At 34.1% G+C, this 16,791-nt stretch carries 17 protein-coding genes; 9 read left to right on the top strand and 8 right to left on the bottom strand.

The window, feature by feature from the left end:
- Positions 1–124 precede the first annotated feature (124 nt).
- From ACQY22_RS06615 to ACQY22_RS06595, 5 genes are all read left to right on the top strand, one after another.
- Positions 125–1,285, top strand: a complete 1,161-nt coding sequence (locus ACQY22_RS06615) for a TrmB family transcriptional regulator (protein WP_428323909.1) — start codon at positions 125–127, stop codon at positions 1,283–1,285.
- Between the two features lie 29 nt (positions 1,286–1,314).
- Complete coding sequence (locus ACQY22_RS06610) at positions 1,315–1,770, top strand: RidA family protein (RefSeq protein WP_428323908.1); 456 nt, start codon at positions 1,315–1,317, stop codon at positions 1,768–1,770.
- Between the two features lie 67 nt (positions 1,771–1,837).
- Positions 1,838–3,115, top strand: a complete 1,278-nt coding sequence (locus ACQY22_RS06605; RefSeq protein WP_428323907.1) for a dicarboxylate/amino acid:cation symporter — start codon at positions 1,838–1,840, stop codon at positions 3,113–3,115.
- Positions 3,116–3,160: 45 nt separating this feature from the next.
- Positions 3,161–3,358: a hypothetical protein gene (locus tag ACQY22_RS06600; RefSeq protein ID WP_428323906.1), complete on the top strand. Its 198-nt coding sequence runs from the start codon at positions 3,161–3,163 to the stop codon at positions 3,356–3,358.
- Positions 3,359–3,409: 51 nt separating this feature from the next.
- The gene (locus ACQY22_RS06595) at positions 3,410–3,778 is read left to right on the top strand and encodes a PPOX class F420-dependent oxidoreductase (RefSeq protein ID WP_428323905.1); all 369 of its coding nucleotides are present in this window, start codon (positions 3,410–3,412) and stop codon (positions 3,776–3,778) included.
- Here ACQY22_RS06595 and ACQY22_RS06590 read toward each other — a convergent pair.
- Complete coding sequence (locus tag ACQY22_RS06590; RefSeq protein ID WP_428323904.1) at positions 3,761–4,249, bottom strand: hypothetical protein; 489 nt, start codon at positions 4,247–4,249, stop codon at positions 3,761–3,763. The two genes, ACQY22_RS06595 and ACQY22_RS06590, sit on opposite strands and share 18 nt — an antisense overlap.
- Complete coding sequence (locus ACQY22_RS06585) at positions 4,249–5,373, bottom strand: DUF3179 domain-containing protein (protein ID WP_428323903.1); 1,125 nt, start codon at positions 5,371–5,373, stop codon at positions 4,249–4,251. The genes ACQY22_RS06590 and ACQY22_RS06585 overlap by 1 nt, the downstream gene beginning before the upstream one ends.
- 99 nt (positions 5,374–5,472) lie before the next feature.
- Between ACQY22_RS06585 and ACQY22_RS06580 the strand changes: the two genes are divergently transcribed.
- Positions 5,473–5,895 carry a DoxX family protein gene (locus tag ACQY22_RS06580; protein WP_428323902.1) on the top strand — a complete coding sequence of 141 codons (423 nt, stop codon included), beginning with the start codon at positions 5,473–5,475 and terminating at the stop codon, positions 5,893–5,895.
- Here ACQY22_RS06580 and ACQY22_RS06575 read toward each other — a convergent pair whose 3' ends face one another.
- The gene (locus ACQY22_RS06575; RefSeq protein WP_428323901.1) at positions 5,896–7,023 is read right to left on the bottom strand and encodes a DHHA1 domain-containing protein; all 1,128 of its coding nucleotides are present in this window, start codon (positions 7,021–7,023) and stop codon (positions 5,896–5,898) included. It abuts the gene before it with no gap.
- Positions 7,024–7,065: 42 nt separating this feature from the next.
- Positions 7,066–7,233 (bottom strand): hypothetical protein, encoded by a 168-nt coding sequence (locus ACQY22_RS06570; protein ID WP_428323900.1) that lies wholly within the window; start codon positions 7,231–7,233, stop codon positions 7,066–7,068.
- A gap of 143 nt (positions 7,234–7,376) precedes the next feature.
- Between ACQY22_RS06570 and ACQY22_RS06565 the strand changes: the two genes are divergently transcribed.
- Complete coding sequence (locus ACQY22_RS06565; protein WP_428323899.1) at positions 7,377–8,540, top strand: citrate synthase; 1,164 nt, start codon at positions 7,377–7,379, stop codon at positions 8,538–8,540.
- Between the two features lie 3 nt (positions 8,541–8,543).
- Here the strand turns inward: ACQY22_RS06565 and ACQY22_RS06560 are convergent, their stop codons facing one another.
- On the bottom strand, positions 8,544–8,750 hold the full coding sequence (locus ACQY22_RS06560) for a hypothetical protein (RefSeq protein WP_012215483.1): 207 nt from the start codon (positions 8,748–8,750) through the stop codon (positions 8,544–8,546).
- 76 nt (positions 8,751–8,826) lie between these two features.
- On the opposite strand from ACQY22_RS06560, the gene ACQY22_RS06555 reads away from it, so the two are divergent.
- Together ACQY22_RS06555 and ACQY22_RS06550 are read left to right on the top strand one after the other, a co-directional pair.
- Positions 8,827–9,174 (top strand): hypothetical protein, encoded by a 348-nt coding sequence (locus ACQY22_RS06555; RefSeq protein WP_428323898.1) that lies wholly within the window; start codon positions 8,827–8,829, stop codon positions 9,172–9,174.
- Between the two features lie 313 nt (positions 9,175–9,487).
- A complete protein-coding gene (locus tag ACQY22_RS06550) occupies positions 9,488–10,387 on the top strand; it encodes a cupredoxin domain-containing protein (RefSeq protein WP_428323897.1) in 900 nt (299 codons plus the stop codon).
- Positions 10,388–10,407: 20 nt separating this feature from the next.
- Here ACQY22_RS06550 and uvrC read toward each other — a convergent pair whose 3' ends face one another.
- Genes uvrC through uvrB form a run of 3 tightly spaced genes read right to left on the bottom strand, consistent with a single transcriptional unit; the run spans position 10,408 to position 16,740 of the window.
- Positions 10,408–11,994 (bottom strand): excinuclease ABC subunit UvrC, encoded by a 1,587-nt coding sequence (gene uvrC / locus ACQY22_RS06545; protein ID WP_428323896.1) that lies wholly within the window; start codon positions 11,992–11,994, stop codon positions 10,408–10,410.
- Entirely contained in the window at positions 11,991–14,810 is a 2,820-nt protein-coding gene (gene uvrA / locus ACQY22_RS06540) for an excinuclease ABC subunit UvrA (RefSeq protein ID WP_428323895.1), read from the bottom strand. The genes uvrC and uvrA overlap by 4 nt, the downstream gene beginning before the upstream one ends.
- Positions 14,797–16,740 (bottom strand): excinuclease ABC subunit UvrB, encoded by a 1,944-nt coding sequence (gene uvrB / locus ACQY22_RS06535; RefSeq protein ID WP_428325534.1) that lies wholly within the window; start codon positions 16,738–16,740, stop codon positions 14,797–14,799. The genes uvrA and uvrB overlap by 14 nt, the downstream gene beginning before the upstream one ends.
- Between the last annotated feature and the right edge of the window lie 51 nt (positions 16,741–16,791).

Below are 16,791 nucleotides of genomic sequence, written 5' to 3'. Positions count from 1 at the left end.
GATGTCACGATTAATTTAGTAACCACAGTTACACATATCTGCAGATACAATTTTGATTTTTTTTGAGTATTTGTGTAAAGGAATTTAGCTCTCAATTTTACCTAATAACAAATCAATCATAATCATGGTCAATGAGCACGCATTAACAGTTAGCCTTGAAGAATTTGGTTTGAGTAAATATGAGGCACTGGCTTATGTTGCATTAATTGCCAAGGGTACAATTTCAGCAGGAGAGTTAGCATATTACTCTGAAATTCCAAGAACCAAGATTTACCCAACTTTGCTAAAACTTGAAAATAAGAAACTTGCAATAATTTCAAAAAGTAAACCAATAATGTGTACTGCTATTGCACCAGAAGATGCATTTGATGGAATAATTCACGAGCAGATTAACAAAGTAAATGCAATGAACACACTAGTATCTAATCTGAAAAAAGCTAGCGAAGAAAGTAGAAAATCAAGAGGTTCAGAAGAAAAAAGGTATTTCCACATCAGTGCAAATAATGTGTTATCACAACTTCAAACTATGATTGAAGGTAGTAAATCCTCAATGAAAATAATGGTAGACCAATGGGGTTTAGGGTTACTAGCAGAATGTAAAGAACAACTAGTATCAGTATTACGTAGAAATCTAGATGTTAAAGTTCTAGTGTCACCTACACAAATTTGTTCAGAAGCATATAGATCAATACCAGATGGAGTAGAAATTAGAGCATCAGACATTACACAAAATTGCTTTATCTTTGATGAAACAGAATTACTAATGGTAAATAATGAAAATGGAAAAGGAGCTATCTTTTCATCAACTGACATTCTTGGAGTAAATCAAGAAAAAGTATTTGCACATATTTGGAAAAATGCAACAAAAACAAAAGCACTTGCAGACATGACAAAAGCTGAAGCCCAAGAAATTTACAAAATTATCAAGACAATCAATGAAACAGGTCTAACTCATATTCTAAATTCTACAATGTTTTCAAAAAAGCCTGAATTTGACTTGTTTAAGTTATTAGAAAAAAATGGTGTGTCATTAAAATCAAAATCACTGGACGACATTATAGAAATCATGGATGCTGTGCTGCAGATTACATGTTCAGGGCATGTCAATTTTGAGGCAAATACAAAAAACATTACAGTAGAATCAAAGCTAAACAGTGGACATTCACTTCCATGGGTTTCGATTTTAGACGGATGTCTTCAAAAACAAGGCTACAAAACCAGAACAGTATTTCAAAACAACTCAAGTAAGGGCGAAAAAGTCCATATCAAAATAAGTAAAAACTAAAATCAGACAAAAATGACGCAACAATCGTCATGTCTGAAGAAAAACTCAAAGAATTAGGAATAGAATTACCAGAAGCCCCAGTACCTGCAGGAAATTACATCCCAGCAGTAAAAACAGGAAATCTACTTTTCATATCAGGGCAAATTCCACTAGAAAATGGCAAGGTGGCTTACACTGGAAAAGTTTCTGATGAGAATCTAGAGACTGCTCAAAAATCAGCTAAAAGTTGCGCAATTAACATACTGGCTCAAATCAAAAGAGAAGCAGGGAGTTTGGATAAAGTAACAAAAATTGTAAGACTTTCAGGATTTGTAAACTCAGTTCCAGAGTTCACACAACACCCAAAAGTTATCAATGCAGCATCAGACTTGATGTTTGAGGTTTTTGGAGAAAAAGGAAAACATGCAAGAATAGCATTAGGTGCAGGTAGTTTACCACTTGAATCCATGACTGAAATTGATGCAATTGTAGAAATATCAGAATAAAATTACACGTGAACCATAGGTAGTTCTTATATTAAATGAACATACTGAAAATCTAGAAGTGTGTTAAATGACATTGAAAAATTATATTTTTAAAAATTTGTGGCTTCAAGTTGTAATCTCATTACTAGTGGGATTGGGAGTTGGTTTAGTTTTAGGAGATGATGTTGGTGTCAATCTAGATGATAACACTTTGGATACTCTTTCATCATATCTCAAAATTCCAGCTAACATATTTTTGAGTGTAATTTTGATGATTATAGTTCCATTAATTTTTGCATCAATTGTAGTAGCTATTACTAATTTAGGTACAAAAGAAAAAATGAAAACCCTAGGATTGGGTATTGGTGTTTATTTTGTAATAACTACAACAATCGCAATTCTAATTGCAATAACTCTTGCATCAGTTATTGCTCCAGGAAGCATTCTAGATCTTACGGCACTTCAAGAAACTCATGACCTTTCTGAAGATGATTTGAAAGTTACAGAAGGTTTCTCAGTAGATGAGATTCCGGACATAGCATCAAACATTATTCCAAGAAATCCAATTGTGTCGTATCTTGAAGGACAGATGTTGAGTATTTTGATAATGGCAATGATTGTCGGACTGGCAATGGCAGCTCTTCCAAAAGAGTCAGTCAAACCATTGTTGGATTTGCTAGAATCTGTTCAAAAAATTACATTATACATTCTACTGATGGCGATGAAGATTGTACCGTTTGCAGTTTTTGGTTTGATTGTAGGCATGGTTGCCAAAGTTGGAGTAGAAACCATGGCAGGGCTTGGAGTATACATGGTAACCGTAGTGTTAGGACTTGGAGCCATGTTGTTGGTATACACAATAATCATAAAGTTTGTAGCAAAAAGACCAATTTCATCTACATTTTCAAAATTCCGTAATCCTCAGACCTTGGCTTTTTCAACTGCTAGTTCGATGGCAACAATGCCCATGACATTAAAGACTGCAGAAGAGGATCTTAAGCTAGACACACGTGTCTCAAAATTTGTAATTCCACTTGGAACTACGGTAAATATGGATGGAACAGCTTTGTACCAAGTAATTGCAGTCTTCTTTTTGGCACAACTCTTTGCAATTGAATTGAGCATGTTCTCCATACTTGTGATTATTATCACTTCACTTTTGGCATCAATTGGAACCCCTGCAGTTCCAGGGGCAGGAACAGTTGTTTTAGCTACAATACTTGTAACAGCAGGAATTCCTCCAGTTGGAATCTTGTTATTACTTTCAGTAGATAGAATTTTGGATATGATTAGAACCATGGTCAATGTAACAGGAGATCTTACTGCATCATGCGCGTTTAATGAAATAACGCGGGAAAAGAATTGAGTAATTTGGAAGTTTTCTTAAATATATTTTCAAATAATTTGTGTCATGGTTCAAATGTGTAAAGGATTATGTGAGCGATTAAAAACTACATCATTTACAAATAATCTACGTTACAAAATAGGACAAAAGTGGTGTTCATTATGTGCAATATTTTTTCTCACAGAAGAAAATTCTTGTTCTTGTTGCAAAACAAGATTAAGATCAAAAGCTAGAAGTAAAAAATATGATTTGCCAAGAATATAATCATCAGAAAACTCAAAAATATACCCAAATGACTCTAAAATCGAGGCTAAATTGAAGTATTTAGAAGAAATAGAATCTGAGAAATACATTTCAGTTGAGACATATAGAAAAAACGGGAATCCTGTAAAGACACCAGTTTGGTTTACAATAAAAGATAATCAAATTTTTGTAGTAACACGCGACCAAACAGGAAAAGTAAAGCGACTCAAAAACAACACTCAAGTAAAAATTGCAACATGTACCATTAAAGGTGAAATCAAAGGGAAATGGGTTTCAGGGATTGCAGAGATTTTAGATGAAGAAAAAACAAAAGACGCAGTAAAGAGAAGAGATAAAAAATATGGATTCTTCTCCAAGATGGCAAGGTTTCTTACTAAAAGTAAAGGAGAACTTTTAGCATTTTCAATTAAGACTAAGTGAGTTTTGTAACTTTTGTTCTTTCTTTAGTTTTAAAGCAGTCAATCCAGCAAAACCAAAAATTATTGTCAGTCCAACATATGCCAATACTTGACTATACTCTATTAAAATAGCAGATACCCCAGTTCCAACAACACTTGGAAGCAAAGATAATGCATAGAGCCACCAACCACAACAGCCAAGTGGGATTAGAGAAAAGAAAGAGAAGAAAGATGTTGCAGCAGTACTACCAGAGTTTCCACCAAAAGCTTTTCGTTTAACATCTAATTTACAGCCAAGAAGTTTACTTTTTTCAGACAAGAATACTTGTAAACCAATTCCAATACCCATACCAATTATCACAATAGAGTTTAGTTGAAATGCAGCACTAATTGCAGCATATGGCTCTAATGCAGGAGTAGTTGCAACCACCACTGCCAAGTAGATTACAATTGTTAGAGTTCCAACGATTGTTGCTTTTTGGATAGGCTTCATCACGTATCACCATAAACTAAGGTTTGAGGGTGAAATGCAACCCATTCAAACCAAAATCCAGGCTCAATTGGCAGTCTTTCTAGTTGTTTTCCCTCATATTGACCTGAAATTGCCAATCCATCATAACTCCACTCAGAGTTTGTTTGGGTATCAGTTATCTTTCCATCTAAAAATTGAAAATCTAAAATTTCTCCATCAATCATTCTTTCAAATGCACGAGAGTTTTCAGAATACAAAGACATTAACACAATAGAAGTATTTCCAACTGAATCATTTATCACTATTTGGGATTCAATATCATTTTGTTTGAAAGCTTTGTAAATTCCATCAAGATTAAATCCAATGATAATTTCTTTTGGATGCATTCTATCATCACTATATTCTACAGGAAACATTATTCGTGGTTCAGTGTAATAATTTCCATAAGGATCAGTTGCATAAGATCTTAGATGTCCAGTATCAGTAGTTAGCACCAAAGTATCTGGATGCAATTTCTTCCAATCACCCCAAGTAATCACATCAAATGGAACCAAGTCAAGTTGATATCCAGAAAGTTCTCCTTTTACTGCAATGCCAAGTGCTTGACTCCAATAAGATTCAGTCAATCTATCATACATCAACAAATTACTGTTGTACAATTTTCCAGATGTACCAAACTCTACTTCTTGTCCATCAATTATTCTTTCAAAGACTTGATTAGTATAACACAGTGGACAATAAGTAACAGATACTGGAAGCCCACCAACTTTATCATTTACAATTTCATGCCAAACCAAAATGAACAATGGATATGCTTTTGCTTGACCGTTAATCTCCAAACCAATCACAGTATCTAAATCAGACATGAATTGTGAGTCTGAGACTTTTGCAAATACAGGATCATCAATTGAAGGAATTCCATCTTTTGGAGGGCCTCCTCCCTTAATTTTATCAAGAGGAATCAAATGTTTGATGCCATCAGTCTCCATAATTTCTAGTTCAGATATTCCTGTGGTAGGTATCGTAACTGATGAGGATGTAGGCGTAATTGTGACATATGGTTGAGAATCTTCAGATAAGAACAAGCCCAAACCTACAAGTGCAATACCTATAGCTATGGCTGGCGCAAGAATCTTTACATTCAATTTTGCATGAATTTGTCATCCAAATTATTAAAAAATTGTTCCAACTTTTGGATAGGATTTGGACAAATCCTTTTAATGATTTTTCAAAGGCCAGAATTAATGAATGCAGAAGCAACACTAAAGGGAAATGTATTACATGACATTACTCATTGGGGAATTAGCGCATCTATTGGCGTGATATTCATTGTACACAGTATAAAAAAATTTGATCCTGGTTGGCAAGAGTGGTTAGTTTCAATAGGAATTCCACCTGAGCTGCAATTACCAATTGCACTAGCTGAATTTATTGGAGGAATATTACTTGTTGTAGGAGTTCTTTCCAGAATTTCTGCTGCAATACTATCAGTAATTTTGCTTGGAGCAATATTCCATATTAGATGGGAGAACGGATTCTTTGTTTCCAAAGGAGGATGGGAATGGGATTTGGTAATGCTAGCTGCAACACTTGCAATCATAGTAGCAGGTCCAGGTAGAATTTCAATATCTCATGTAGCAAAAAAGATTCCTAGATTCTTACAGTGATTATTTTATTTTTTTATTTAATTCTGTAATGAACTTTTTTATTTTTGGTTTTGGAATGACAGCTCCACATGCCCTATCATGCCCACCACCAGAACCACCAAGATCAGTTGCCAGTGAATTGACAATTTTTCCTAGATGAACTTTACAGTTCTTGGAGCCTCTAACTGAAACTGCATAGATTCCATGATCAACTCTTTCTTTGTATGCAACACCTACGTCTTTACCAGACAATCCCATTACAAAGTTCACAGCGCCACTAGCACCAGAATCGAGAATTTCCATATGTCCAAGATTCTTCATTGTTTTCATACCTGCCTTGACTTTTGCAATCATTTGAGAGAGTTTTTCAACTTGAATTTGTGCAAATTCAAATGTATTTGGGATGTCATGAGGGAATTTGGACTCTGCCAACTCTTCAACCAAGTACAAGAGATAATCAGGTTCCTTTTGATGTCCTACAATGTTGTAGGTTAGCACAGTAGCACTGATGAGTGCAAATTGTCTATCATACATTTGAAGTAATTTTGAGCCAAGAGGTCTATCTTCCATATAATCAGTGATTGCAGCACATGTTGCAACAAAAGTAGCGTGTTCATTTAATTTTGATTTGTAAGCATTGTAAACTTGAACAGTAGTACATTCGTTAATGTCATGGATTACTTTGACTTTGAGTTTTTCTAATGACTTTACAACATTAGGATCAATGTCATGATGATCAATATATGTAATTGAAACCTTGTTTTTTCTCAAAGTTTTCATAATGTCAATAAATTCATCTTGAGTCTTTTTGCTAAGACCCAAATCACAAATGTATAATGATTTTAATTTTTCATCAGTAACAACTTGCTGTAATGCCTCCATTTGTCCAGGATAATCAACTAACATAGCATCACCACCAAACGCTTGTCGAATTAATGCTGCAGAACTAATGCCATCAGCATCTTCTTTGTGAGAGATACAGATTACTTTGGTACGTTTTGATTTTGTTGTTTTTTTAACAGTAGTGTTTGTTGCTCTTTTAGTAACTTTTTTGGTTACAGTTTTTTTGGCAACTTTTTTGGTTGGGTTTTTTTTGGTTGTTTTTGTCTTTTTAGTTGTTGATTTCTTTGTCTTTGATGCAGCCAACATCAAGAAAAACTACAAACCCTCATTTAAATGAAGAATGGAATCTCAAGATTTTCTAGATTGGTTTTTGACGCTTTGATTTATCAGAGAACTTGAATCAAGATATACCTCATAAAGGGAGAGTCCTTCCATTTGGTTTTGGCAATCAACTTCCTGAAGTCTTTTTAATTCTTCAGCAGATGCATTTAGAACCAAGTCATCAAGTTTTTGCAAATTTTTGCGTTCACTGGGAGTCATTTAATTTTTGATTAAAAATTCTCATTTAGGGCCAAAAGTTGGCATATTAGACTAATTACTAAATTTCATAGACATTATTTTGGCGAAAATATAATAGAAGAATTTTTGCTAGGCTCAGTATGGAGACCAAAAATATTGGCTTGCGAGGAATTGAGGTTGCAGATACAAGAATTTCAAACATTGATGGTGAAAAAGGCAGACTAATCTACAGAGGATTTGATATTTTAGATCTTACAAAGAATTCAACATTTGAGGAGACAGCATACTTACTGCTTTATGATAAATTACCCACAAAAGCAGAACTAGATGAATTTAATTCAAAACTAGTCGAGGCAAGATACATTCCAAAACAGATGCAAAAGAACATGGGGAATTGGAGAAAAGATGCAGACCCAATGGATATGCTTCAGGCATTTGTCTCAGCCCTAGCAGGATATTATGATGAAGAATTTTCAAATAAAGATGCAAGTTATGATAAAGCAATCAATCTGATTGCCAAAGTTCCAACAATAATTGCAAGCTGGCAACGAATTAGAAACGGGCTGTCAATTGTAGATCCAGATTCATCGCTAAGCCATGCAGCAAATTTTCTATACATGATGTCAGGTGAAAAACCAGATCCTGAAGTAGAGAAGGTTTTTGACGTATGTTTGATTTTACATGCAGATCACACATTCAATGCATCAACATTTACAGCTAGACAAGTTGCATCAACAAGAGCTCATATGTATTCGGCATCAAGTGCAGCAATTGGAGCACTAAGTGGGGAATTACATGGGGGAGCAAATACAGAAGTCATGAAGATGTTATTAGACATTAAAGAAATTGACAAAGTTGAACCATGGATTAAAGAAAAAATGGGTGCAGGTGAAAGAATCATGGGGATGGGTCATGCAGTTTACAGGACATATGATCCTAGAGCACAAGTTCTAAAAGAACTCTCAAGAAAACTTGCCGAGAAAACAAAAGAACCATGGTTTGACATGACTGAGAAAGTTGAAACGACGACTATTTCTGAAATGAAAGCGCAGAAAGGAAAAGACATCTATCCAAATGTCGATTTGTATAGTGCATCAATTTACTACATGCTAAAAATTCCAGTTGATTTGAATACACCAATATTTGCAATATCAAGAGTTGTAGGATGGGCAGCTCACATTATTGAAGAAAAATTTGCAGAAGCTGCACCAAAACCAGCATTGTATAGACCAAAAGCAACGTATGTTGGAAAGTATTGTGGTCCAGAAGGTTGTGAATACAAAACACTAGACTTGAGAAAATAATTTTTAATTTCTTGTGCTAAGCCAATCTTTAGCTTTTGAATTTACATCATGTTTGTACAAAACTTCAAAAACCATATCATAAAATGTGATACCTTTCTTCTGTGCCTGTTCATCAAGCCACTTTATACCATCTGCTAATTCAGGATCATATTCAGAGAATTCTACTAATTCATCCACCATTTTTGAAAAGAAGGCGTGAGATTCAAGCATAACTACACCTTTCAATCTTTGATCATAAGTGAAGAATTCAAAATATATTGACAAAAAACCACTTTTTGGATGACAATTGGACCACATTTTTCATTTTGATGGAGATAATGAGAGAATCTCATGGAAAATTAAAACAGGGGATTCCATTTCAGAGCAAAATCGTGAACATGTAGAAATGTACAAAAATAAAGTGACAGATTTGCAATCAAAATACATTGCATTTCATGTAGGTCTTTTTTGGGCAATAGGGACATTCATCATAAAAAATGAAGATATTGTTAAAGTAAAATTCAATGAAAAAGCAATGTTTGAACATTTCAAGTTCAGTAAAGAAATCAATGATGAATTTATCAAAAATAGAATGCAATTTATAAAACAATTAATTTTGCACAGAAAATTGAAAATGGAATTTGAGTTAGTTTAATCAAAATAAAAATTCAGGGCAAAAGAGCTTAAGACCAAAAACAGATAGTTACTTGGTGACAGCTCAGTTGCTTTGTATGATAGTATTACAGTACAGAATCATAAAAGAAAGAGTTGTTCAACTTCATTGACAACAGTCAATGTCGCATTAAAGCGATCATGTGTAATTTACAATGAATTTTTAGAAAATTTGAAAAAATTTGAAAATTTTACAGAAATCAAATCTACTCAAAGAAAAAAACATGAAAAATGTCAATATGAAGATAAGAATGAAGATTAGATTTATTTACCATACAGGAAGTCATTGATCAACTATGGCAGGTATAGATAAAGCTGCAATTGGATTTTCAATCGCAATTGTAGCTATAGGAGTTGCATTTGCTATGTACGGCGATGCAGCTCAAAATGCCGGTCCCAGTGTTTCAGCTCCAGTTGTAAGTAATACAACACCTGAGCCAGTAATGGATGAACCAGAGCCAACTCCTGAAAAACCAACGAAAGCTGGTTGGGAGAGAGCCACATCTGTACAAGACCCAGGTATTGGACATGAGGAACACCAACTTGCAGTGTTATTGGCACCAAGTGAGAACACATATTCAGGTACACTTCTCTATGATGCATCTGAAAATATTCAATTAGTTTCACTTAGAGGACCAATCGGCGATGATGAAAAACCATCAAAGATTTGGACTCCAGACGGTGAAACAAGATTTGAATTAACACTTGTTGAACCAAATAATGCAAAAGGCGAATGGGAATTTTCCGGTAATGCTTTAGCAGTTCACACATTCTATACTAACACATTCGTAGTTGATTACAAAATACTAGACCTTACTGAAACAGAACCAATGGTTATGGAAATTGAGGATGAAATGCATGTAGAAGAAACTCATGACGAAGAGCCAGCAGGTCCAATGACACATACAGTGGACATGCCAACAGGCACTTCAGTTCCAGGATGTGAGGAAACTAACGAATGTTACATTCCAGCAAACATCACAATCAATGCTGGAGATACAGTAGAGTTTGTAAATAGCGACACCGCCGCACACACAGTTACTGGTGGTAGTCCAGCAGATGGACCATCTGGTGTCTTTGACAGCAGTTTAGTAATGGGCGGAGCATCTTATTCATTCACATTTGAAGATGCAGGAAGCTATGACTACTTCTGTATGGTACATCCTTGGATGGTTGGTAGTGTTACAGTGAACTAAACCAAATTTTTTCTTTTTTCTTATTTTATCTGATTTTTTCTTATAGTCCTGTTGTATGCAACACCAAATCTATGAGTTTCATCTCTAGCATGTTGCAAGATTTGCAAAGAGGGTTTACTCTTTGCAATAATAACAGGTTTTTTGGTTTTGGGCAAGTAAACTTCTTCGTTCTCTTTTGCCAAAGAAATACAAGGTAACTTCAATCCAAGAGATTGTAAAGATTTTGTAGCAGCGCTAAGCTGTCCCTTGCCGCCATCAATCACTATCAAATCAGGCAATTCAGAGTTTTCTTCTAACAATCTATAGTATCTTCGTTTGATAATTTCACCAATCATAGCAAAATCATCTCTACCAGATACCGTTTTGATTTTGAATTTTCTATACCCAGATTTGTTTGGTTTACCATTAACAAATTGAGCCATGGAACCAACTGCAAAATCTTCACCATGATTAGAAATATCAAAGCATTCGATAACATTTGGGATTACAGAAAGATGTAAAATGTCTTTTAGTTCAACTAGCCCAAGTTCTCCACCTTTAGAATGAATTAGTTTTATATTTTTCAAAATCAAATTCATAATGTCTTTTTTCTTGCCCTTGTTAGGAGTTGAGATTTTTACAGCAAAACCAGATTGTTCTGAAAGTAAAGATTCCAAAAGTTTTTGATTTTCAGGAAGTTCACTTACAATGATATGTTTTGGAATTTTGTGTGTTGAATAGTATTGATAAAGAAAATTTGAAAAAGAGTTGTCACCAACTAGATCAAAAAAGAATTTGTCACTATCTCGAATAACCCCATTAATCATTCTAAAATTCATCACAGTAGCAGATTGTTCTTGAATTCCAATACCAAAGTATTCTTCATCAGAATTTTCCACATATTCCATTTTTTGTTTTGTCTGAAGGCTGCCTAGTCTAATCAGAGTATCACGAATGTCTTTTGCACGTTCAAATTGTTGTAATTCAGCTGCCTGATGCATTTCTCCTTCTAGTTTTTTAGTAAAAATTCTTGTTTGATTCTTTCCTTTTAGTACTTCTTCTAATGCAGCAACATGTTTCGAATATCTATCCTGCGCATCCTTAAACTCACAAGGACCTTCACAATTTCCCAAATGGTATTCAAGACATACTTTTTTTGGCAATGTTTTGCAAATTCTAATTTGAAATGCTTTACGTAATGCGCCAATTGTAAGTAATTTTGAACTACCCTGAGTGAATGGGCCAAAAGTTTTTCCTTTGCCAAGAAATTTTCCATCCCTAGTACGTCTTGCAACTAACAATCTAGGATATTTTTCATCAGATATTCTAAGGTAGGTATATCGTTGTTGATCTTTTAATTCAATATTAAATCTAGGACGATATTTTTTGATCATGTTTGATTCTAAAAGAAATGCTTCACTTTCATTATCAGTTAAAACAAATTCAATATCAGAAATATTTTGAACTAGTTTTTGTGTTTTGTAATTTTGATTTTTTAAAAAATATGACTTTACACGTTTTTTGAGATTCTTTGCTTTGCCAATGTAAATTATTTTTTTATCAGAATCCTTCATCAAATAGATACCAGGATCAGTTGGAATTGTAATCTTGGAGATATCAAAAGTCATTTTTTAACTAGTTTCTTAAGATATTTCCCAGTATAACTTCCAGGAGCTTTTGCAATGTCTTTTGGAGTACCTGTAGCAACTATTCTACCGCCCTCATCGCCCCCTTCAGGACCCAAATCAATTATCCAGTCTGAATTTTTAATGACGTCCATATTATGTTCAATTACTACTACAGTATTTCCAAGATTTGTCAATCGGTTTAGAACATCTAATAATTTTTGAACGTCTGCAAAGTGGAGTCCAGTTGTAGGTTCATCTAGAATGTACATAGTCTTTCCAGTGCCTCTTTTGGATAATTCTGAGGCTAGTTTGACTCTTTGCGCCTCACCACCAGATAGTGTTGTTGAGGATTGCCCAAGTTTGATATATCCTAATCCAACATCATAAATTGTTTGTAGTTTTCGTTTAATGGCAGGTATGTTCTCAAAGAAATTCAATGCTTCATACACAGTCATATCTAAAACATCTGAAATGTTTTTTCCTTTGTAAAGAACAGATAACGTTTCAGAGTTGTAACGTTTTCCTTTGCACTCATCACATTTTACATAAACATCAGAAAGAAATTGCATTTCAATTTGTTTTACACCATCACCATCACATGCAAAACATCTACCATCAGCAACATTAAATGAAAATTGTCCAGGTGCATATCCACGTTCCTTTGATAATTCAGTATTTGCATACAATTCACGAATCGGAGTAAATGCACCAATGTATGTTGCAGGGTTTGATCTAGGGGTCCTTCCAATTGGGGATTGATCAATTGCGATAACCTTGTCAATATTTTCTAAACCAACAATCTTTTTATGATTTCCAGGCTTTACATTAGATTTGTAAAAATGATTCTCTAGTGCTTTGAGTAAAATATCATTAATCAAAGTAGATTTTCCAGAACCTGAAACACCAGTAATAGAAACAAAAAGACCTAATGGAATTTCAACATCTATATCTTTGAGATTATTTTCAGATGCTTTTTGTACAACAAGGGAACCAGAATTATTTCTAACTTTATCTTGTAATGTGATTAATGAATTATCTTTAAGATAATCACCAGTGACAGACTTGTGACCATTGAGAATTTGATTGACAGTTCCCTCAAAAACCACACTTCCTCCATTCACACCTGCTCCAGGACCTAAATCTACCATCCAATCCGAATTTCGTATAACTTCTTCGTCATGCTCCACTACAATGACTGTATTTCCAAGATTTCGTAGTTTATTTAGCGTTTTAATGAGTTTTGCATTATCTCTTTGATGCAAACCAATAGTAGGTTCGTCTAAGACATACAAAACACCAGTAAGATTAGAGCCAATCTGAGTTGCCAATCTGATTCTTTGAGATTCACCACCAGATAGTGTCGAACTTAATCGGTTTAGAGTAAGATAGTTTAATCCAACATTCATTAGAAATTCTAGTCGTTCTTTAATCTCTTTTAAAACGTCTCTTGCAATGTATTGTTCATTTTCAGTGAGTTTTAATGTAGAAAAGAAATCATAACAATGATCAATTGATAAATCACATACATCCATAATTCCTTTATCATTAATTTTTACTGCAAGAGATTCTGGTTTGAGTTTTTTTCCTTCACATCCATTACACGGAGTATCTCTCATGAATTGTTTTAGCCATTCACGTTTTGATTCAGAATCAGTCTCCATAAAAACACGTTGAAGATTAGATAACACACCTTCAAAGGCATTGGTATATTGCCATGAAGAGTCACCAGATTTTGAACGATAATTAAAATCAATTAAATCATCAGTCCCGTACAAAATGATTCGAAGATGTTTTGGTTTTATTTTGTTTATCGGAGTCATTAGATCAAAGCCAAATTTTTTACCAACTGCACGTAATGCTTGTCTTCTAAATGAAGAAAATCTTCCACTCCAAGGAACAATAGCACCATCTAAAATTGATTTTGCTTTATCTGGAATTACCAAATCTGGATCAAATTCCATTTTAACACCAAGACCATTACAATCTTTACACAAACCAAATGGGGAATTGAATGAAAAATTCCTTGGCTCCAATTCACCTACAGTTAACCCACAATAAGGACAAGCATTGTTTTGAGAAAATATTTTTTCAGATTTTTCTGATGCAATCATTACATCTCCTTTTGAAGCCTTGATTGCAGTCTGTATAGCCTCAAACAATCTAGAACGTTCAGATTTTGTAGTAGTAATTCTGTCAACTACAATCTCAATATTGTGCCATTTTTGCCTATCAAGAGGAGGAATTTCCTCATCTAGGCTCAAAATTTCACCATTTAGGCGTATTCTAGAATAGCCATCCTTTTTGATCTGTTCAAATAATTTCTCATAGGTTCCTTTCTTTCTTTGAATTATAGGAGATAAAACTAGAATTTTTTTACCCGAAAACTCTCTTAGAACAGAGTCACAGATAGTTTCAATTGATTGAGTAGAGATTTTTCGTCCACAATTAGTACAGTAGGGAATTCCAATTCGCGCATAAAGTAATCTCATGTAATCATAAATTTCAGTAGTAGTTCCAACAGTAGAACGGGGATTTTTGCTTGTGGTTTTTTGTTGAATTGAAATTGCAGGAGATAGTCCTTCAATAGAATCAACATCAGGTTTGTCCATCATCTCTAAAAATTGACGTGCATATGCAGAAAGTGATTCAACATATCGTCTCTGACCTTCAGCATAGATTGTATCAAAAGCCAAAGTAGATTTTCCAGAGCCAGACAATCCACTAATTACAACTAGTTTATTTTTTGGAATGTCAATATCTATATTTTTGAGATTATGATGACGTGCACCACGAATTTTTAATTTATTTTCGGTCATTTTTAATTTGAATCTCCTTTTCTAGTCTTTTTATTCTATCTCTGCATTCAATTGCACGTTCAAAATCTAAATCTTCAGAATATTTTTTCATCTGAGCTTCTAAATCAATAATATCAGTAGCAATATCATGAGTAGATTTTAATTTTGAATCATCAAGTGTTGTAACTTGTTCTGGAACAGATTTTATGATAGTTGTTGGTGTGATGTTATTGTCCTTGTTGTATTTCATTTGTTTTTCTCTACGACGTTTTGTTTCGTTCATTGCATTCTTCATTGATTGAGTAACATTATCAGCATACATGATGACGTTTCCATTTTCATTTCTTGCAGCTCGACCAAAAGTTTGAATCAGACTGGTAAAATTTCTAAGAAATCCTTCTTTATCAGCATCCAGTATTGCAACCAATGACACCTCTGGAATATCCAGTCCTTCTCTTAGCAAGTTAATTCCAACTAGAACATCAAACTCTCCAAGGCGCAATTGTCGAATTAATTCGGTTCTCTGTAATCCTTCAATTTCAGAGTGCATGTATCGCACACGAACCTGTTTTTTTGAGAGATACTCAGCCAGATCTTCAGCCATCCTTTTAGTCAAAGTAGTGACTAAAACACGCTCAGACTTTGCCGCTTTTTTATTGATTTCTTCAATAAGGTCATCCATTTGGTTCTTTGTAGGCCTAATCTCCACTTGAGGATCAAGCAATCCAGTAGGCCTGACTAGTTGTTCAGCAATTTGAGATGAAATCTTTTTTTCATATTCAGCAGGAGTTGCAGAAACAAAAATTGTGTTTTGAACATATTCTTCAAATTCTTCAAATTTTAATGGTCGATTATCATACGCACTTGGCAATCTAAATCCATATGTCACCAATTCTTTTTTTCTAGAATGATCACCTTTGTACATACCATGCAATTGTGGCAATGTAACATGAGATTCATCAATGACTAACAAGTAATCATCTCCAAAAAAGTCCATCAAACAAAATGCTTTTTGACCAGCTTTTCTTCCATCAAAATGTCTAGAATAGTTTTCGATGCCAGAACAATATCCCAATTCTTCAATCATTTCCAAATCATATTTTGTTCTCATTTCTAGTCTTTGTTTTTCTAATTCATTTAATTCAGGCAAACGTTTCTTTAATTCATCTTTAATTGATTGAACAGCTTTTTTTCTAACATCTTTTGCAATAAGATAGTGTTTTGCAGGAAAAATTTTCATTTGGTTGATTTTCTTTTTTTCTTTTAATGAAACATGATCAAGTATAGATATCTTTTCAACATCATCACCAAACATAGAGATTCTTACAAGGTCTTCAGAATATGCAGGAGTAATGTCAATAGTGTCACCTTTTACTCTAAAGTTTCCAGGGGCTACTTCAGTGTCATTTCTCTCATATCTTGCATCAATTAATTGCCTAATGAGTTCATTTCGTTTAATTTCATCACCAGTGTTTACTGTAATTGCTAGATCTTCCCAATCTTGTGGATTTCCAAGAGAATAGATGCAAGAAACAGTTGAGACAATTATTGTAGGCTCACCTGAGAGCAGCATTGCCGTTGCCTCCAATCTTAGCTTTTCAATTTTTTCATTGATCTGAGTATCTTTTTCAATGTAAGTGTCAGTTTGAGGAAGATAACTTTCAGGCTGATAATAGTCATAATATGAAACAAAATATCCGACATTGTTTTTTGGAAAGAATTGTTTTAGTTCTGAATACAGTTGAGCTGCAAGAGTTTTGTTATGAGATATGACCAGAGTGTTTTTTCCTGTTCTTGCAATAACATTTGCGACAGAAAACGTCTTACCGCTACCAGTAACTCCCAACAATGTTTGAACTGTTTTGTTTTTGACACCTTTGACTAGGGCATCAATTGCTTGAGGCTGATCACCTGTAGGAGAATATTCAGATTCTAATTCAAATTGAGACATTTGTTCCAACAGGTACAATCCCTAAAAACTGAATTTAAAGCAATGGTGATA

The organism is Candidatus Nitrosopumilus sp., from assembly GCF_965263415.1.
Classification (GTDB): Archaea; Thermoproteota; Nitrososphaeria; order Nitrososphaerales; family Nitrosopumilaceae; genus Nitrosopumilus.
This window is presented reverse-complemented; position numbering and strand designations above follow the sequence as displayed.